General features: G+C 44.0%; 16 protein-coding genes and 1 pseudogene. 14 read left to right on the plus strand and 3 right to left on the minus strand.

Features of this window, described 5'->3' with window-relative positions:
• Window positions 1-2 precede the first annotated feature (2 nt).
• Window positions 3-713, minus strand: coding sequence for an ATP-binding protein (locus ACH9UM_RS01165; protein ID WP_009242441.1), 711 nt, complete (start codon window positions 711-713; stop codon window positions 3-5).
• A gap of 91 nt (window positions 714-804) precedes the next feature.
• On the opposite strand from ACH9UM_RS01165, the gene ACH9UM_RS01170 reads away from it, so the two are divergent.
• The 4 genes and pseudogenes from ACH9UM_RS01170 to guaA all read left to right on the plus strand — a co-directional run bounded on the left by ACH9UM_RS01170 (window position 805) and on the right by guaA (window position 4,811).
• On the plus strand, window positions 805-1,452 hold the full coding sequence (locus tag ACH9UM_RS01170) for a Crp/Fnr family transcriptional regulator (RefSeq protein ID WP_004847365.1): 648 nt from the start codon (window positions 805-807) through the stop codon (window positions 1,450-1,452).
• A 668-nt stretch (window positions 1,453-2,120) separates the two neighbouring features.
• Window positions 2,121-2,441, plus strand: a pseudogene (locus tag ACH9UM_RS01175) (putative heavy metal-binding protein).
• 37 nt (window positions 2,442-2,478) lie between these two features.
• Window positions 2,479-3,459, plus strand: a complete 981-nt coding sequence (locus tag ACH9UM_RS01180; protein ID WP_009242439.1) for a P1 family peptidase — start codon at window positions 2,479-2,481, stop codon at window positions 3,457-3,459.
• Between the two features lie 59 nt (window positions 3,460-3,518).
• On the plus strand, window positions 3,519-4,811 hold the full coding sequence (guaA, locus tag ACH9UM_RS01185) for a glutamine-hydrolyzing GMP synthase (protein ID WP_004847372.1): 1,293 nt from the start codon (window positions 3,519-3,521) through the stop codon (window positions 4,809-4,811).
• A 198-nt stretch (window positions 4,812-5,009) separates the two neighbouring features.
• On the opposite strand, the gene ACH9UM_RS01190 is transcribed toward guaA, so the two are convergent.
• On the minus strand, window positions 5,010-5,777 hold the full coding sequence (locus tag ACH9UM_RS01190) for a GNAT family N-acetyltransferase (RefSeq protein WP_004847374.1): 768 nt from the start codon (window positions 5,775-5,777) through the stop codon (window positions 5,010-5,012).
• Window positions 5,778-6,092: 315 nt separating this feature from the next.
• Between ACH9UM_RS01190 and ACH9UM_RS01195 the strand changes: the two genes are divergently transcribed.
• The 7 genes from ACH9UM_RS01195 (at window position 6,093) to ACH9UM_RS01225 (ending at window position 14,949) form a co-directional block, all read left to right on the plus strand.
• Entirely contained in the window at window positions 6,093-6,638 is a 546-nt protein-coding gene (locus tag ACH9UM_RS01195) for a GNAT family N-acetyltransferase (RefSeq protein WP_009242437.1), read from the plus strand.
• A 165-nt stretch (window positions 6,639-6,803) separates the two neighbouring features.
• The gene (locus ACH9UM_RS01200) at window positions 6,804-8,072 is read left to right on the plus strand and encodes an endonuclease Q family protein (protein ID WP_004847378.1); all 1,269 of its coding nucleotides are present in this window, start codon (window positions 6,804-6,806) and stop codon (window positions 8,070-8,072) included.
• A gap of 39 nt (window positions 8,073-8,111) precedes the next feature.
• Window positions 8,112-8,951: a S1 RNA-binding domain-containing protein gene (locus tag ACH9UM_RS01205; RefSeq protein WP_004847381.1), complete on the plus strand. Its 840-nt coding sequence runs from the start codon at window positions 8,112-8,114 to the stop codon at window positions 8,949-8,951.
• Window positions 8,952-8,982: 31 nt separating this feature from the next.
• A complete protein-coding gene (locus ACH9UM_RS01210; protein ID WP_009320662.1) occupies window positions 8,983-12,456 on the plus strand; it encodes a DNA polymerase III subunit alpha in 3,474 nt (1,157 codons plus the stop codon).
• Between the two features lie 90 nt (window positions 12,457-12,546).
• On the plus strand, window positions 12,547-13,557 hold the full coding sequence (gene pfkA, locus ACH9UM_RS01215; protein ID WP_004847387.1) for a 6-phosphofructokinase: 1,011 nt from the start codon (window positions 12,547-12,549) through the stop codon (window positions 13,555-13,557).
• Between the two features lie 74 nt (window positions 13,558-13,631).
• Window positions 13,632-14,459: a glutamate racemase gene (gene murI / locus ACH9UM_RS01220; RefSeq protein ID WP_009242435.1), complete on the plus strand. Its 828-nt coding sequence runs from the start codon at window positions 13,632-13,634 to the stop codon at window positions 14,457-14,459.
• 4 nt (window positions 14,460-14,463) lie between these two features.
• On the plus strand, window positions 14,464-14,949 hold the full coding sequence (locus ACH9UM_RS01225) for a DUF1934 domain-containing protein (RefSeq protein ID WP_004847393.1): 486 nt from the start codon (window positions 14,464-14,466) through the stop codon (window positions 14,947-14,949).
• A gap of 75 nt (window positions 14,950-15,024) precedes the next feature.
• On the opposite strand, the gene ACH9UM_RS01230 is transcribed toward ACH9UM_RS01225, so the two are convergent.
• The gene (locus tag ACH9UM_RS01230) at window positions 15,025-15,456 is read right to left on the minus strand and encodes a hypothetical protein (protein ID WP_004847395.1); all 432 of its coding nucleotides are present in this window, start codon (window positions 15,454-15,456) and stop codon (window positions 15,025-15,027) included.
• Between the two features lie 169 nt (window positions 15,457-15,625).
• Here ACH9UM_RS01230 and cls point away from each other — a divergent pair, with 169 nt between their 5' ends.
• From cls to ACH9UM_RS01245, 3 genes are all read left to right on the plus strand, one after another.
• Window positions 15,626-17,101, plus strand: a complete 1,476-nt coding sequence (gene cls / locus ACH9UM_RS01235) for a cardiolipin synthase (RefSeq protein WP_004847397.1) — start codon at window positions 15,626-15,628, stop codon at window positions 17,099-17,101.
• 141 nt (window positions 17,102-17,242) lie between these two features.
• Window positions 17,243-18,352 carry a trigger factor gene (gene tig, locus ACH9UM_RS01240; protein ID WP_009242430.1) on the plus strand — a complete coding sequence of 370 codons (1,110 nt, stop codon included), beginning with the start codon at window positions 17,243-17,245 and terminating at the stop codon, window positions 18,350-18,352.
• 121 nt (window positions 18,353-18,473) lie between these two features.
• Entirely contained in the window at window positions 18,474-19,349 is an 876-nt protein-coding gene (locus ACH9UM_RS01245) for an aldose 1-epimerase family protein (protein ID WP_278360694.1), read from the plus strand.
• Window positions 19,350-19,403 lie beyond the last annotated feature (54 nt).

The following is a 19,403-nucleotide window of genomic DNA, read 5'->3' on the forward strand; positions in this document are numbered from 1 at the left end:
TTTTATTCCAAAATTTTACCATCCAACGAAATCGTAACAATCTGCCAAGGAATGAATTTTCCGCTTGCCTGCAACGCTTTTTTGGCAGCTAATTCCAGTCCGCCGCAGCAGGGAACTTCCATGCGTACAACCGTCACACTTTGAATGTTGTTGTTTTGAATGATCTGCGTCAGCTTTTCGCTGTAGTCTATGCTGTCAAGCTTTGGACAGCCGATAATCGTAATTTTCCCACGCATGAAATCCTCGTGCATTCTGGCATAGGCGTATGCACTGCAATCCGCTGCAATTAACAATTTTGCGCCGTCAAAATATAGTGCATTAGTCGGTACCAGTTTGATTTGGCATGGCCATTGTCCCAACTGTGATTCTGTCTGTACCCGGGCAGAAGGAGTTGTTTCTTGTGAATGTTGAATACGCTGCATTCGACTGCCGGGGCAGCCTGTATGGGGAACAGCGGCATGATTGCTTTTCGCTTTTTTCCTCATATTTTCCTGCACAGCTTTTTCATCATAGGCGGCAGCTTCTCTCTCCACAAAGGAAATTGCACCTGTCGGGCAGGTTGGCAGACAATCTCCCAAACCATCACAATAATCATCTCGCAGAAGCGTTGCTTTGCCGTTTACCATGCCGATTGCACCCTCGTGACAAGCTTCGGCACACGCACCACATCCGTTACATTTTTCTTCATCTATTTGGATAATTCTTCGAATCATTTTATACCATCCTTTCTCTTGTCTTTCTGGGCATAGTATATTATAATTAAAAATAAAAATCTGTTGTTATAACAACGAAAGGGCAAAAAATATGAAATTATCCGATATGCAGCTATTCCGTGGGTTAGAAGAAGATGACATCTCCTCGCTTTTAAGCTGTTTGAATAGTGTAAAACGCAATTATAAAAAAGGAGAAGTAATTCTTTCAGAAGGGAGTATTATAGAGAATATCGGCATTGTGCTGTCAGGCATGGCAATGATATCTTGTAACGATATTTGGGGGAATACCGGCATTTTAGGAAGTGTTGCGCCTGGTTCTGTATTTGCTGAGGTATATGCCTGTATTCCGGGACAGCCGATGCTGGTTACAGTGTCTGCCGTGGAAGATACCTCTGTGTTGTTTATGAATGTGGGACGTGTTCTGACTACCTGCACAAACGCCTGCCCTTTTCATACAAACCTTGCACGAAATCTACTGACTGTCTGTGCTCATAAAAGTCTGCAACTTTCACAAAGGATTTTGCACACCAGTTCCAAATCCATACGAGGACGATTGATGTCTTATTTTTCAGAATGCGCAAAACATGCCGGAAGTAATTCTTTTCTGATTCCATATAACCGTCAGCAGTTAGCAGATTACTTGAATGTTGACCGCAGTACTATGTGCAACGAGCTTTCTAAAATGCAGAAAGATGGCATGATTGAATACAAAAAAAATCGTATTTTGCTCAAAGACTGAGATTTAAGGAATGGTATGAATTTGAATAGGGATTGATTTTTTAAGCAAAATCGCTTATGATCTGAAATAGAATATAGTGCTATTATCCACAGTTACAGAGCAAGTGTTATCAACACCGATAACAAAATGATAACATTAGCCTGTATAGGCAGGATAATATGGATAAATCAAATAATCAAAAGAACTGTAAACACGACAGAGAATAATCTCTAAACAAAATTGATTAGTAATTGTCGAGTTTGAATAACGGACAGAACCCCGGAAATGCTGATAAAATGGGCATTTCCGGGGTTGTTTTATGGTTTTTGGCCCTAAAATGGCTCTAATTCTAGTAAGAAAAAATGCTATAACTTTTTTGAGTTGAGTAACATAGGCTTCAGAGATACCTAACTGAAATGCAATGTCTTTTTGTTTCATTCCCTCTGCCAATGTTCATGTGCGGTAAAGTATCACACAAGAAATTGAAAGATAGACACCCCTCTATTTCGTAAAAATTTGGGGGAATTTAATTTTAGTAACCAGGCAGGATTTCCTGCCAGGAAACGATTGTATCTTAAAATGATTTTTGCTATGATATAAATAATAAATTTGTAACGCATTTTGCAACAATCAACAGAAAGCTTCTACTTTCACAGTACCCTATAAAAGGAAGAAACGGAGGAATGGGAATGATAGTGACAACGACAGTGTCTGTAGAAGGAAGAAGAATTACGGAATATAAGGGAATTGTATTTGGAGAAGTCATATCTGGCGTAAATTTCGTGCGCGATGTTGCGGCTTCTTTCAGCAACTTTTTCGGCGGAAGATCAGGAAGCTATGAGGAAGAGCTTGTTTAGGCGAGACAGAACGCCCTGAAGGAGATGGAACAGCGTGCGGCAGATTTGGGGGCCAATGCGGTTGTAGGCGTTGATATCGATTATGAGGTGCTCGGTGCAGGTAACGGAATGCTTATGGTAACGGCAAGCGGAACGGCAGTGGTTGCCGAATAGCTTCGGGTGTGAACAGAAAGGGTGAGAGGGAAATTTGATGGACAGATTTATAAGGGAAATCGCAATTACAGAGATAGATGGCGTATCCATAGGACATGCGCAGGATAATGAAGCAAAGACAGGCGCAAGCGTATTGTACTTTAAACGGGGCGCACAGGCAGGCTGCGACATCAGCGGGGGAGGTCCGGCGTCGAGAGAAACGCCGCTTACAGACAGCATGACGGCAGATAATCCGCTGAACGCTGTCGTGTTGTCAGGAGGAAGCGCATATGGTCTGGCGGCTTCGGACGGTGTGATGCGCTGTCTGGAGGAGCAGGGGATTGGATACGACACGGGATTTTCCAAAATACCTCTTGTATGTCAGTCCTGCATTTTTGACTTGGGATACGGAAGAAGCGATATCCGTCCGGATGCGGATATGGGATATGAGGCCTGTAGAAAGGCGATGGAAGGCTGCGATGTATCGATGGGAAATGTCGGAGCAGGAACGGGAGCCAGCGTAGGAAAGCTGTTTGGAATGGAACGGGCGACAAAGTCCGGTCTGGGTATCTATGCGCTTCAGGCAGGGGAGCTGAAAATAGCGGCTGTCGTAGTCGTTAATGCATTCGGAGATGTTTTTGATCCGGAGAACGGACAAAAGATAGCAGGCCTTATGGATGCGGAAAGAACGAAATTTGTGGATTTGGAAGAGGCGTTTGTAGAAATGATGACGACGCCTCAGGATTTATTTCATACAAATACGACGATCGGCTGCATCGTGTGCAATGCACGTTTTGATAAGGCAAAGCTGAATAAAATTGCTTCTATGGCAAGAAATGCGTATGCGAGATGCATCAATCCGGTTGGAACTATGGCTGACGGAGACAGCATCTATGCCTGCAGTGTGGGAGAGGTAGAAAGCGATGTAAATGTAGCCGGAACACTGGCGGCAAGGGCGATGCAGCAGGCGATAAAAAGAGCTGTGACAGCGTCCGCAGTGGATGATAGAGAATATTTGAAATATTGCTTGCGAAACTAAAGGAAAATCAGTAAAATAAAAATGTTGGAAATAATCTGACCAGTTAAAAGGAGAGACAAATGAAGCAGGATATGATTGTTATTTTGGATCTGGGAAGTACAGAGAATACGGTACTCGCCCGGGAGATTCGTGAACTTGGCGTATACAGCGAGATTCATCCTCATGATATTACAGAGGAAGAAATAAAGGCTCTTGACAATGTAAAAGGAATTATTTTAAATGGCGGAGAAAACCGTGTGGTAGATGGAAAAGAAGTGGAAGTAAGACCAGAGCTTTATACATGGGGCTATCCGGTAATTTCCGTAGACTATCCTGCATCCAGATGCGACGTTCGTTTTGACAGCCTGCCGGATCAGGAGACGTTGAAAAAGTTCGTATTTGATGAATGTAAGGCAGAAGCAAACTGGAACATGAAGAACTTTATTGAAGATCAGGTAGAGCTGATCCGCAGACAGGTAGGAGACAGAAAGGTTCTTTTGGCGCTGTCAGGCGGCGTAGATTCTTCCGTAGTTGCAGCGATGCTGATTAAGGCGATAGGACAGCAGCTCGTCTGCGTACATGTAAATCATGGTCTGATGCGGAAAAATGAATCTGAAAGCGTTGTAGAGGTATTCCGCAACCAGCTTCATGCAAATCTGATTTATGTAGACGCTACAGAGCGTTTCCTTGGAAAGCTGGAAAATGTATCTGATCCGGAAGAGAAGAGAAAGATTATCGGCGGAGAATTTATCCGTGTTTTCGAGGAAGAAGCGAGAAAACTGGAAGGAATCGATTTCCTTGGACAGGGAACGATTTATCCGGACATTATCGAGAGCGGAACCAAGACTGCAAAGATGGTAAAATCTCACCACAATGTGGGAGGACTTCCGGAAGATTTGCAGTTTGAATTGGTAGAGCCGTTAAAGCAGCTCTTCAAGGACGAAGTTCGTGCCTGCGGTATTGAGCTTGGCCTGCCTGCTGAAATGGTTTACCGTCAGCCGTTCCCGGGTCCGGGACTTGGTGTTCGCTGCCTCGGCGCTATCACAAGAGATCGCCTGGAAGCTGTCCGTGAGTCAGATGCTATCCTGCGCGAGGAGTTCGCAAAGGCAGGACTGGACAAGAAAGTATGGCAGTATTTTACGGTAGTACCCGATTTCAAGTCTGTGGGAATGAAGAATCATGCAAGATGCTTTGAGTACATGGTAATCATCCGTGCAATCAATACCATCGACGCGATGACAGCCAGCATCGAGCACGTAGACTGGGAGATTCTCGACAGAATCACTAACAGAATCCTGGCAGAGGTCGAGAACGTAAACCGCGTGTGCTATGATATGAGCCCGAAGCCCCCGGCGACGATTGAATTCGAATAATATATTAGAGCCAAGAAATGCCTATTTTGCGGGCTTTCTTGGCTCTCTATGTCTAGTGACAATCAAATGACAATAATTTTGAAATTCTTCATCCGACATACGTTCATTTGAACGATGTTCAAACAGGAATTTTAGATATTATCCATTGCTCTTTTCTCCACGTCGCCGGCAGGATTAGAAACCGAATCTACAATAATCTTAATAATCCCATATTTCCAACGCCGTATAAGCGTGACTGTAATGATACCCTAATTTTTCTGCCAGTGCGGCGGATGCTTTGTTATGTGCATCCCAACTGGGATATAAGTTCCGCTTTAAGCATTCTAAGATCAGTTTTGCGGCGCATATGCAGGCAAAGCCGTTTCTCCGGTATTCTTTTCGTGTGTCAATTTCGATTTCGATGCCGTTTTGATATCTGGAGTAGGATGAAGCACCGGATATGATCAGCCCGTCTTTGGATATTACAACGCCTATTCCGAGACGGCGGTATTTTTCGTAAGTTGAAAATTGTGATACGAGATCTTTGCTCCATGCTTCTGATTTGCATAATTTGTAAAAGTGCGAGTCGATCATGGAAAGTGTATATTGTTTTGGCAGGGAAGCGACGATTTTTTCTAAATGATGTTTATTGAAAATAGGAGGTTCCTTTTTTGTTGCGTAGCGAGAAATTATTTTTGCTTTTTTACCGTAAAATTGAGTGAGCATGTTTTCCCAAAGTTTATTTTGAGGAACGGCGATCATAAAGTTTTGAGTACAGTGGGGCGGTCTATAAGCGATCAGTTCCGGGCATGGTTCGCCTGCGAAAAAGGTGAAATCCCCGATCACGGCCATAGCCGCAGTAGGGGCGGTGAGGTCGTTTGCATATATTTTCCCCATGATTCCCTGCAGGCATGACCAGATAAGGGTTTCTTCCCAGTGTCCAAATAAAGGTGAAATTTTGTTTGTGTCTTTTATTTCGTATATCATTGTTTCCTCTTGTTTCTCATTATTATAAGGAGCGGATCATTATAAGGTGTGGGCAGACTGTCAGGTGGAACAGTGGTATTAGGAGCTGTTTGCTGGAACGGTGGCTTTTCACAATACTGAAATGTGTCGTTTAGTGCTTCCGGTAATTATGTAGTGGCAGGTTTGAGTATAGTTTAATATGTTTGGTGTAAATAAGCAAACAGGAACGGAGGAAGAGAGTTCTTTTCCTTGAATTTCCTCAGACAGTATACTACAATTTAAAAAGAAGATCTGCTGCTGTGTTATATGACGGCAGAGAGTGCAGGAGTGTATGACATGAGAGATTTTGAGCAAAGTATTATAATAAATGAAAAAATAAAGCTTGAAGAAAGATTCGAGTTCCGAACTATATTCTCTGAGGAAGCTGTGCAGGCTGCGTCTGTCGAAAGAGTATGTTTCCCTCCTAACGAGGCGTGTACCGAAGAGATGATGAAGCAGCGGGCTCTTAAGATTCGGGAATTGTTTTTTGTGGCGGTTGACAGAAAAAGCGGTGAAGTGGCAGGTTTTTTGAATGGTCTGGCAACGGACGGGGATTGTTTGAAAGATGAATTTTTCAGGAATGCAGACTTGCATGATCCGACAGGTGATAACGTGATGATACTCGGTCTTGCAGTTTTGCCGAAGTACCGGGGAATCGGAGTGGCATCAGAACTGATGCGGCGGTATTCCGGGATACAAAGGCAGCAGGGGAGATGTGCGTTGATCCTGACATGTCTTGACGCAAAAGTCGAGATGTACAAAAAGATGGGCTTTGAAGATGAAGGGATATCGGATTCATCTTGGGGCGGAGAACAATGGCATCAAATGCGGAAGGGATTATAAAATAAATGAATTAAAATGGTAACAGTTCAGCCCGCGCTATTCGTAAAACCGCACTGTGTGCTTATCGTGGCTGATGCCACTGTTTTACTCATAGACGGACGCTGTATGGCTGAACTATTTACCTAAAATGCGGAAAATACCGCAAAATCAGATCGGGGAGATAAAATGTATATTGCAGATTTTCATATCCATTCCCGCTATTCTTATGCGACGAGCAAGACATGTACGCTGGAATATCTTGATTTATGGGCAAGGAGAAAAGGAATTCATATTGTTGGGACAGGTGATTTTACACATCCGGCATGGCGGGCGGAGTTAAAAGAAAAGCTGGCTCCTGCGGAAGATGGATTATATATATTGAAAGAAGAATACAGACTTTATGATGAAGCGGACGGGAAAAAAATCGACGCATACGGGCGTGGACAAAAAGAGATGATTCCGCGTTTTATTATAAGTGGGGAAATCAGTTCGGTGTATAAAAAAGAAGGACGTTCCCGGAAGGTGCACAGTCTACTTCTCCTTCCGGATTTTGAGGCGGCAGAGCGGATCGCGGATCGTCTTTCACAGATTGGAAATATCTGTTCGGACGGTCGGCCGACACTTCGGCTTGACTGTCGGGACCTTCTTGAACTGGCGCTTGACGAGTGTGGGAATTCGATTTATATTCCGGCTCATATATGGACGCCGCATTTTTCGGTATTCGGAGAGTTTTCGGGATTTGAAACGCCCGATGAGTGTTTCGGCGATATGACTTCCTATGTATATGCTATGGAGACGGGACTTTCGTCAGATCCGTTGATGAACCGAAGAGTATCTGTATTGGATGATTATCGGCTTATTTCTAATTCGGACGCTCATTCTCCGGGAAATTTAGGTCGGGAAGCGACTCTTTTTGATGTGGAACTTTCTTACAGAGGCATTGCAGAGGCGATTCGGACGGGAAACGGTTTGTGCGGAACGATTGAATTTTTCCCTCAGGAAGGAAAGTATCATTTGGATGGACATCGAAAATGCGGAGTTTGTTTTACTCCTGCGGAGACGAAAGCACATGGAGGAGTATGTCCTGTATGCGGGCGCGCGGTGACGGTAGGAGTGGCTCACAGAATCGAGGAGATGGCAGACAGATCGGAAGAGGAGGCGAAGTCTGCGGCGGGGAAAGAACCGTTTGAGAGTCTGATCCCGCTTAAGGAAGTGATTGCCATGGCAAATGGATTTGCTGTGAAAGGGAAACGTACAGAACGAGAGTATATGCGGCTTCTTGTGCAGCTTGGCCCTGAATTTGAAGTGCTGCGAAAGATACCTGTAGAACAGATCAGCCGGACGGCAGGGGAACAGACGGGATGTCTGGTTGACAAACTTCGGAAAGGGAAGATAAAATGGAACTCCGGATTTGACGGAGAGTATGGAACAATCGATCCGGGTGTGATACAATAAATAGAAAGTTTTGTTTCAGAACAATAAAGGAGAAAATGTATGAAACTGGGAGAAAAACAAGTTCTGACTGTTGTGAAGATCGTTGATTTCGGCGTATATCTGGGCAACGACGAAGAGAGGGTGCTTCTGCCTAAAAAGCAGGTGCCGCAAGGGATAGAAGTCGGAGATCCGATAGAGGTGTTTTTATATAAAGATTCATCAGATCGTATGATAGCAACTACGAATGAACCGAAGCTTACGATCGGAAAGACGGCTGTGCTTGAAGTGACGGATGTTGGAAGGATCGGAGCATTTTTGGATTGGGGATTGGAAAAAGAACTTCTGCTTCCGTTCAAAGAACAGACGGAAAGAGTAGAAAAAGGCGATCGATGTCTCGTTAGTCTTTATATAGATAAGAGCGGCAGACTGTGTGCGACGATGAAAGTGTATCAGCTTCTTCGTACTGATTCACCGTACAAAAAAGACGATATGGTCAGCGGAACAGTGTATGAATTAAGTCGGGATTTCGGCGTGTTTGTCGCTGTGGACGATCAGTATTCGGCGATGATCCCGAAGCGGGAAGTTTACGGGAAGATGTATATCGGTCAGCGCATTGAAGCGAGGGTGACGGCTGTGAAGCCGGACGGAAAGCTTGATCTGAGCATACGCGGGAAGATACCGGAACAGATGGATGCGGATGCGGATAAGGTGTTTGGACGTATTGAAAAGAATGGCGGCATGCTTCCGTTTACAGATAAGGCGGATCCGGAGAGGATTAAGTCGGAGATGGGGATGAGTAAAGCGGCGTTTAAACGTGCGGTCGGAAGACTTCTGAAACAAGGAAAGATACAGATCGACAACGAGGTGGGAAAGATTTTTGCGGTAAACAAGAACAGATAGACCTTTTGCGGGTCGGCTTACGAGGTGAAAGATGAGTTTTGCACATTTGCATGTCCATACAGAATACAGTCTTCTGGATGGTTCTAACAAGATAAAAGAATATGTTGCAAGAGTGAAAGAGCTTGGGATGAACAGTGCGGCGATCACCGATCACGGAGTAATGTACGGAGTGATTGATTTTTACAGAGAGGCGAAAAGTCAGGGAATTAATCCGATCTTGGGGTGTGAAGTTTATGTCGCGCCGAATTCCCGTTTTGACAGAGAAGTGACCGGAGGAGAAGACAGGTATTATCACCTTGTACTTCTTGCGGAAAATAACGAAGGTTATGCCAATCTTATGAAAATCGTATCAAAAGGCTTTGTCGAGGGATACTATTACAAACCCCGTGTAGATAAAGAACTTCTCAGAAAATATCACAGCGGCATTATCGCGCTGAGCGCCTGCCTGGCAGGCGAGGTGTCGAGATATCTGATGAAAGGCTTATATGACGAAGCGAAGAAAGCTGCGTTGGAGTACAGAGATATCTTTGGAAAAGATCATTTTTATTTAGAACTGCAGGATCACGGTCTGCCTGATCAGGGTCTTGTAAATCAACAGCTTTTGAAAATGTCCCGGGAAACGGGGATCGAACTTGTGGCGACGAATGATGTGCATTATACTTATGCGAAAGACGAAAAAGCGCATGATATCCTTTTGTGTATCCAGACAGGGAAAAGGCTGGCGGATGAGAACAGGATGAGATATGAAGGCGGACAGTATTACATCAAGTCTGAAGAAGAGATGAAAAGTCTTTTTCCGTATGCGCTTCAGGCGCTTGAAAATACGCAGAAGATTGCGGACCGCTGTTTAGTGGAGATTGAGTTCGGGGTAACAAAGCTTCCCAAATATGACGTCCCGGACGGATATACATCGTGGGAATACTTACGGAAACTGTGTTACGAAGGACTTGAGAAACGCTATGCAGAACGGGCGGATGAACTTCGGGAACGGCTTGATTATGAATTGGGCACGATCAAAAATATGGGGTATGTAGACTATTTCCTGATCGTGTGGGATTTTATAAAATATGCGAAAGATCATGGGATCGCAGTCGGACCGGGCCGGGGGTCTGCAGCGGGAAGTATTGTTTCCTACTGCCTGGGAATTACGACGATCGATCCGATCAGATATCAGCTTTTGTTCGAGCGTTTTTTGAATCCCGAACGTGTTTCCATGCCCGATATCGACGTTGACTTTTGTTATGAACGCAGACAGGAAGTGATCGACTATGTTGTGAGAAAATACGGAAAAGACAGAGTTGTTCAGATCGTGACATTCGGAACGCTGGCGGCAAGAGGTGTGATTCGAGATGTGGGGCGTGTGATGGATATGCCGTATGCTTTTGTCGATTCGATTGCGAAGATGATACCGCAGGAGCCGAAGATGACGATTGAAAAAGCGTTGAAGGTAAATCCTGAACTGCGCAAGATGTGTGAAGATGATGAGGAAGTAAAATATCTTATCGAGATGGCGAAAAGACTGGAAGGACTTCCGAGACATAGTTCTATGCATGCGGCCGGAGTCGTGATCAGTCAGAAGTCTGTTGACGAATATGTGCCGTTGTCGAGAGCGGCGGACGGCTCGGTGACGACCCAGTTTACGATGACGACACTGGAACAGCTCGGACTTTTGAAAATGGATTTTCTGGGACTTCGTACGTTGACGGTTATACAAAATGCGGTTCTTATGGCGAGAAAAAAAGATCCTTCGGTAAATATGGACACGCTGGATTATGATGATAAAAAAGTGCTTGAATATATCGGGACCGGAAAAACAGACGGCATCTTCCAGTTGGAAAGCGCGGGAATGAAAAGCTTTATGAAAGAGCTGAAACCGAACAGTCTGGAAGATATGATCGCCGGAATCTCTCTATATCGCCCCGGTCCGATGGATTTTATTCCGCAGTACATCAAAGGGAAAAACGACGCCTCTTCAATTTCATATGACTGCCCGCAGTTAGAGCCGATCCTGAATTCGACATACGGCTGTATCGTTTATCAGGAACAGGTTATGCAGATCGTTCGCGACCTTGCGGGATATTCCCTCGGAAGAAGCGATCTTTTGAGGCGCGCCATGTCAAAGAAAAAAGGCGAAGAGATGAAACGGGAACGGCAGATTTTCCTGTACGGTGACGAGGCTTCCGGTATTCCGGGATGTGTAAAAAACGGAATTGACGAGCAGGTTGCGAATAAGATTTATGATGAGATGCTTGACTTTGCAAACTATGCGTTTAATAAGTCGCATGCGGCCGCATATGCGGTTGTGGCATATCAGACTGCGTGGCTGAAATATTATTATCCTGTTGAATATATGGCGGCTCTTATGACATCGGTGATAGACAATCCGTCGAAAGTAGCTGAATATATTTATGCAAGCCGGCAGATGGGCATTCAGATCCTTCCTCCTGACATTAATAACGGAGAAGCGGATTTTTCGGTTGACGAAGGGAATATAAGATACGGGCTGTCTGCGATCAAAAGTGTCGGGAGACCGGTTGTTAGGGCGATGCTCGAAGAACGCAGGACATTTGGTCCATATAAAAATCTTGAAGATTTTATTACCCGTGTTTCATCGAAAGAAGGACTGAACAAGCGAACTATTGAAAATCTGATCAAAGCAGGGGCGTTGGATACTTTAGGCGGAACCCGAAAACAATTCATGAGTATTTATATTCAGATCATGGATCATGTGAATCAGGAGAAAAAATATTCCATGTCCGGTCAAATGAGTTTGTTTGATCTTGTGGGAGAAGAAGAAAAGGCGGATTTTCAGATCAGAATGCCTGATGTAGGCGAGTATTCAAAAGAAAATAAGCTTGCGTTTGAAAAAGAGGTGCTCGGCGTTTATATAAGCGGTCATCCGCTTGAGGAGCACGAGGAGAGATGGCGGCGGATGATTTCGGCTACAACGGCAGATTTTCAGTTTGACGAGGAACTGAATAGAACGAAGGTGCATGACGGAGAAAAGTCGGTTGTCGGAGGGATGATCGTTGACAAGACGGTCAAGTACACAAAGACGAATCAGGTGATGGCGTTCCTTACGCTGGAAGATTTGCTCGGCACTGTGGAAGTTGTTATTTTTCCGAGAGATTACGAGAAAAATCGTCAATGGCTTGAAATAAACGAGAAAGTGTTTATCAGCGGAAGGGTTTCGGAAGAAGACGAGAAGGCAAGTAAGCTGATCTGTGAGAAAGTGATCCCCTTTGAGAGGACAAAACGAGAATTGTGGATTCAATTTCCGGATAAAGAGACGTTTCTTGATGAAGAACAGATCGTTTACGGATACCTGGCAGATTCGGAAGGCGAAGACGAGGTTATTATATATTGCGCAAAAGAACGGGCAGTGAAACGACTGCCGAAAAACCGGAATATTCAGATCAATGAGCAGGTTTTAAGCAGGTTAATGAACCATTTTGGTGAAAGTCGGGTAAAAGTGGTTGAAAAAGCTATTGAAAACCACTTCTAAATAATGTAGAATAATTTTCGACTATTGTTAAAAAAATTACAATGAATAAATATTATTAATAGCGACACTTTGCAGAAAGGTGGAAAAATCATGGCAGAGAATCAAAAAGAAAAGTACTTAGAGGAGATTGAAGATCAGATCCGTACAATCGGAGTTCTTACAAGCGGCGGTGATGCGCCGGGTATGAACGCGGCTATTCGTGCAGTCGTAAGAACGGCGCTTTCAAGAGGACTGAAAGTGCGTGGTATCAGAAGAGGATTTCACGGACTTTTGAAGGAGGAGATCATTGATCTTTCAGCGCGCGATGTGTCTGAGAAGATCCAGCGCGGAGGTACGTTCCTTCAGACGGCGCGTTGTAAATCTATGCGTACGGAAGAAGGACAGCAGAAAGCGGCTGCAATCTGTAAAAAATACGGTATCGACGGACTTGTAGTTATCGGAGGAGACGGTTCTTTTGCCGGAGCTCAGAAACTTGCGAACCTCGGCGTAAATACGATCGGCATTCCGGGAACGATCGATCTTGATATTGCCTGCACAGATTACACGATCGGATTTGATACTGCTGTAAATACGGCGATGGAAGCGATCGATAAAGTACGTGATACTTCGACGTCTCATGAAAGATGCAGCATCATCGAAGTTATGGGGCGTGACGCGGGATATCTTGCTTTGTGGTGCGGTATTGCCAATGGAGCAGAACGTATCCTTATGCCGGAAGAGCATGACTTTGACGAGCAGGAGATCATTGATGATATTTTGAAAAATAAAAAACGCGGTAAGAAAAATTACATTATCATCAATGCGGAAGGTATCGGCGATTCGATCAACATGGCAAAGAGAATCGAGGCGGCGACGGGTATTGAGACGAGAGCGACTATTCTCGGACATATGCAGCGTGGAGGAAGCCCGACATGTAAAGACAGAGTATATGCTTCGATCATGGGATCTATGGCAGTTGATCTTCTTTGTCAGGGAAAAACAAACCGTGTAGTAGGATATAAGAACGGCGAGTATGTAGACTATGATATCGAAGAAGCTCTGGCTATGAAAAAAACAGTATCCGAGTATCAGTACGAAGTGGCAAAAACACTTGCACTGTAAGAAAAAACAGACATATATTTCTAAAAACATGCCGGTATAAATTTATACCGGCTGTTTGCACGATGGAGGGAATCATGCAAATGGACTGCAAAAAGACCGCGCCTGTCGGAGTTTTTGATTCCGGAGTGGGCGGACTTACGGTTGCGAGGGAGATTTCCCGGCAGCTTCCGAATGAAAATATCGTATACTTTGGAGACACGGCAAGAGTTCCGTACGGAAGTAAGTCGCAGAATACAATCATCCGTTTTTCAGAGCAGATTATACGCTTTTTGAAAACAAAGCAGGTAAAAGCGATCGTTATTGCCTGTAATACGGCGAGCGCTTTGGCGCTGGATGCCGTGAGAGATGAATTTGATATCCCTATCATGGGTGTTGTGATCCCGGGCGCAAGAGCGGCTGTAGAGACAACCCGGAATCAGAAAGTCGGAGTTATAGGAACGGATGCGACTGTACAGAGCGGAATGTACACGAAAGTCATCCAAAGCATGGCTCCGGATATTGAAGTGATCGAAAAGGCATGTCCGCTGTTTGTTCCGCTGGTGGAAGAAGGGTTTAAGGAACATGTTGTTACAGAAGAAGTGATCGAATATTATTTGGAGTCAATGCGGCACACACAGATTGACGCTATGATTTTGGGGTGCACCCACTACCCTCTTCTTAGATCTAAGATCCGCGATTATCTCGGAGAGGAGATCAAGATTGTGAATCCGGCATATGAAACGGCTATGGATCTGAAAAAGCTTTTGTATGAAAAAGAAATGGCAAATGACGGGACAGATGCACAGCACAGTGTATACTCCTTTTATGTAAGTGATGCGGCGGAAAAATTCCGCAGATTCGCAAATACAGTAATGCCGTTTGACGTGCCGACAACGAATGTAGTGAATATTGAGGAGTATTAGATTGATGACAAAAGATGTATTAGTCAGCATTTCGGGGAAACATATCGATATTATGGACGATCCTGCAAGGGGATATGAAGTCGGAGAAGATGGGATTGAAGTTGTGACTCCGGCAAATTATTACTGCCGGAATGGAAAACATTATATTCTCTATGATGAAGTTCTTGAAGGAATGGCAGGCACGATTAAAAATAAGATCAAGATCACGGGAACGGACTGTCTTGAAATTATGAAAAGCGGAGTTACTTCCTCTCATATGGTATTTGAAAAAAATAAAAAAAATCTGACATATTATAAGACACCTTATGGTCAGATGCTGGTAGGCGTAAATACAAAAAATATGGAGATCAGCGTAGACGAAGATCAGATCGGCGTTAAAGTCGCTTATGAATTAGATGTAAATCACGAACCTATGGCAGACTGTCGCATTAATATGAGCATTGTGCCGCGAAACAGTAAAGGGGTCTCCATGCAGCTGGATATCCGGTAGGAAAGAAAAATAACAAAAAACAGACGCAGCAGAAAAGGAATATTCCTTCGTGACGTCTGTTTTTTTGCTTTTTAATTATTTTTTGAAAAATCCTTTTTTCTTTTCAGGCTGTTCGATAGAACCGCCGCGTACGCTTTTGATCTCTGTTATGTAGAGTCCGCTTACAACCGCTTTGACTTCTTTTTTCACCGGAAGAACTTCAAACACTTTGTTCTCGCACATAAGAGTCATGATCTTTGCGCCGATCTTTGCTTTTACGACCGGAACTTTTGTACGGCGAAGATACTTCGGCGTATTGTCTACGACCATCTGCGGAAGTCCCGCTTCTTTTAATCTTAGTTTCTTTTTATCGATGATGAGCATGCTGACAACTTGTGCCGCCGCTGCCATCTGCTCCTGCTGTTCCGCCTGTTTTTTCTCGGCCTTCTTTCCGAAAATGTAAAGACCGACGAGCACCCCGATCAATATCACGAGAATGACGATCATCACAATGGTGAATGTACTCATGACAACTCCTCCTAAATCCTACTGTATAATGTTATTTTCCGCATTTACGCAAATATCATTGTAACATTGTTTTTTGTGTAGTGCAAGTAAAAAGGGGTTTACTTTTGAGTAGGTGAACGAGTATACTGTTATAGTACATGAAAGTACATAAAAAGGAGTTATATTATTTATGGCAGAAATGATTTGGAACGCAGCGGTGAGTGTCTATAATTTTATTATGGATAATATTGTTCTGATCAATATTTTCCTTGCGCTGGTCATCGTCTTTTTTCAGCGCAGATCCCCGCAGACTGTTTGGACATGGCTGCTTTTGCTTTATTTTATACCGATCCTCGGATTTGTTATGTATTTGATCATCGGACAGGATTTCCACAAGAGCAGGATGTTTAAAGCAAAAGAGATCGAAGGTGAACTAAAATATGCAGTCCGGCGGCAGGAGGAGACGATTTATTATAAACGGCTTCGCATGGCGAATCCGGAGATGTCAAGGTTTAAAGATCTGATTCTTTATAATCTGGAAGCCGGGGAAGCGGTTCTGACAGATAATAACGATATTCGCGTTTATACGGACGGAAAAGAGAAGTTCCGTGCGCTTATAGAAGAGATGAAGCAGGCGAAGAGATATATCCACATGCAGTATTACATTATCCGCAACGATGAATTGTGGCAGGAAGTAGAGAAGGTACTTATTCAAAAAGCGAGAGAAGGCGTGGAAGTTCGTGTCCTTTTTGACAGTATGGGATGCAGAACGATGAAAAACCGTGACTGGGAGCGCCTCGAAAAAGAAGGAATTCAAGTTGCGGAATTCTTCCCGGCGCTGCTTGGGCAGCTGCAGCTTCGTGTGAATTACCGGAATCACAGAAAAATCGTTGTTATTGACGGAAGAGTCGGTTTTGTAGGAGGATTTAACGTCGGAAGAGAGTATCTCGGACGGGATAAGAAATTCGGTTATTGGCGGGATACCCATCTGTGTATCGAAGGCGCGGCGGTAACGTCGCTGGCAGTCCGGTTTGTTCTCGATTGGAATTATGCGGCGAAAGAAAACTTGTTTTTAGAAGATTCATTGTTTGAAATTCCGCAATATACGAGAAACGGAAGAGATCCGGTGCAGATCATATCAAGCGGACCGGACTCGAAAACGAAGATGATCCACGACAATTACTTACGACTTATTCATAGGGCACAGGATCATGTCTATATCCAGACGCCGTACTTTATACCGGACGATTCGATCTTGGACGCTTTGAAAATCGCCGCAAAATCAGGCGTTGATGTGCGGATCATGATACCGTGCAAGCCGGATCATCCGTTTGTTTACTGGGCGACTTACTCTTATATCGGAGAGATGGTTGCCGCCGGAGCAAAATGCTATGTGTACAACAACGGATTTCTTCACGCTAAGACATTGAGTATCGACGGCATGGTCGCATGTGTCGGAACGGCAAATATGGACTTTCGGAGTTTTGGGTTGAATTTTGAGGTGAACGCAGTGATTTACAGCGAGCGTACAGTACAAAGATTGGAACGTGCGTTTGAAAACGATATGACGCTGTGTACGCAGGTGACAAGGAAAGTATATGATGAAAGAGGACTTGTCATAAAAGCGAAAGAACAGTTTTCGCGCTTGCTTTCCCCGCTTTTGTAAAAGGATGATAAAGGAAAGATCAGGCGTATATAGATGGAACTCGTACGTGAAAATCAAAAAAACGTACGGCAAATATGCATGCAGTAAAAATAAATATAAATAAAAGACGCGTATAAAACGCGGACAAAAAAGGAGATTATTATGAAAAAAAGAATTGTATCAATGATGCTTGCGGCAATGGTGGCTCTTTCCGTTGTAGGATGCGGAAGTAAAACATTGTCAAACGACTATGTAACGGTAAAGCAGTATAAAGGTCTTGAAGTTGCACAGGTAGAAAAGGTTGAAGTGACAGATGAGCAGGTTGAGCAGTCTGTTCAGGCAAACTTAAATGCGGCGGCAGAAAAAGAGCCGATCAAAGATCGTGCGGCGGAAAAAGGCGATTGGGTAAACATTGACTATACAGGATATATCGATGATGTGGCATTTGAAGGGGGAACAGCGACGGGATCCGATCTGGAGCTCGGAAGCGGAAGCTTTATCGGAGCAGAGGGCGGTTATGCCGGATTTGAAGATCAGATCATCGGACACAGTACAGGAGAAGAATTCGATATAGAAGTGAAGTTTTCGGATTCTTATCCGGGAACAGATGTGGCAGGAAAAGTTGCACGTTTCCACATCGTATTGAATGAAATTTACAAACAAAACATTCCGGAATTGACAGACGAGTGGGTGGCAAGCAACAGCAAGACGGCAAAAACAGCGGACGAATACCGCAAAGAAGTCCGTAAACAGATTGAAAGCAGCGCGGAGACAGCAAATGAGACAACATTAAAATCAGAGATCCAGGAAGCGCTTCTCGAAGAGATCGATGTGAAAAAATATCCGAAAGACGCTGTGGAAGAACAGAAAAAGCAGATGACAGATTACTATACACAGATGGCAGGATTATACGGAATTGAATTGTCTGAGTTCATCACGACATATCTGCAGATGACAGAAGATGAGTTTAATTCAAAAGTAAAAGAAAGCGCACAGCAGACAGCGGCGTTTGACGAGGCAATTAAACTGATCGCGGAAAAGCAGAAACTTGAGCCGTCAGAAAAAGAATACAAAGAAAAATTCAAAGAATATGCAGAGCAGGCGGGAGCCGATGTGGATGCTTATGTAGAACAGGTTGGAGAAGATGTGCTGAAAGCTGCGATTTTAAGAGACGCTGTGCTTGATTACCTTGTGGATAATTGTGTTCAGGTAGAAAATTCAGACAGTGATGCCGACAGTAATTCAAATAACAAGGAAGACAGCAGTAAATAAGATCTGTGCCGGATGCCGGTAAATGAGATATGTGAAGGCAGGACATGCGCTGCCTGAACCGGATGTGGATCGGGCAGTGTAAAAGCAAAAGAAAGTATTCAGGGAAAAGGAGACAGAGGCAATGAAAATGGAAAACGAACGGCTCTGTATTGAGATTTCAGAGCATGGGGCTGAGGTTACCCGTATATATGATAAAAAGAAAGAGACGGAACTTCTGTGGGAGGGAAATCCCACGTATTGGAAAAGACATTCCCCGATCCTTTTCCCGAACGTAGGAAAAACCTATAAAAATAAAGTAAAGATTAACGGAATATCTTATCCGACGTCAGGACACGGATTCGCAAGGGATAACGATTTTAAATGCATCTGTACAAAGCCCGATAAGGCAGCGTTTTTGTTCTCATCAGGGGAAGAAACAAAAGAAGTATATCCCTTTGATTTTGAACTGATCGTTACATATATTCTCAAAGAAAACAGCCTGATCGTGAAATGGGAAGTGCACAATACCGGAGACGACGATATGTATTTTACGATCGGTGGGCATCCGGCTTTCCGTTTTCAAAAAGCGGATGAGAAAAAGACGGATTATAAGTTGAAATTTCCGGATAAAAAGGCACTTGAATATATTCTGGTAGATCTCTCCGAATGTGTAGCCGATCCCGGCACAGTGTACAAGCTGGAGCTGGAAGATGGATTCTGCGCTTTGAATGAGGAAATGTTTGAACACGACGCACTGATTTTTGACGGCGGTCAGTTTGACGAAGTATGGCTCTGTCACAAAGGTGGAGAACCATATGTAGGCATGAAATGTAAAGGATTTCCGAATTTCGGCATTTGGTCTGTGAAAGACGCTCCTTTCGTCTGTCTTGAACCGTGGATGGGACGGTGCGACGATGTCGGCTTTGACAAAGAACTTTCGGAAAAACCATATATCAATAAAGTGAAGCCGGGAGAGAGCTTTGAACAAAGTTATGAAATATTGACGGCAGAATGTTGATCGGCCGATCAGATAAAATCGAAAATATATATTGAATATATTTTTGGAAAATAC

Source organism: Mediterraneibacter torques, assembly GCF_044591705.1.
In the GTDB taxonomy this organism is placed as follows: domain Bacteria; phylum Bacillota; class Clostridia; order Lachnospirales; family Lachnospiraceae; genus Mediterraneibacter; species Mediterraneibacter torques.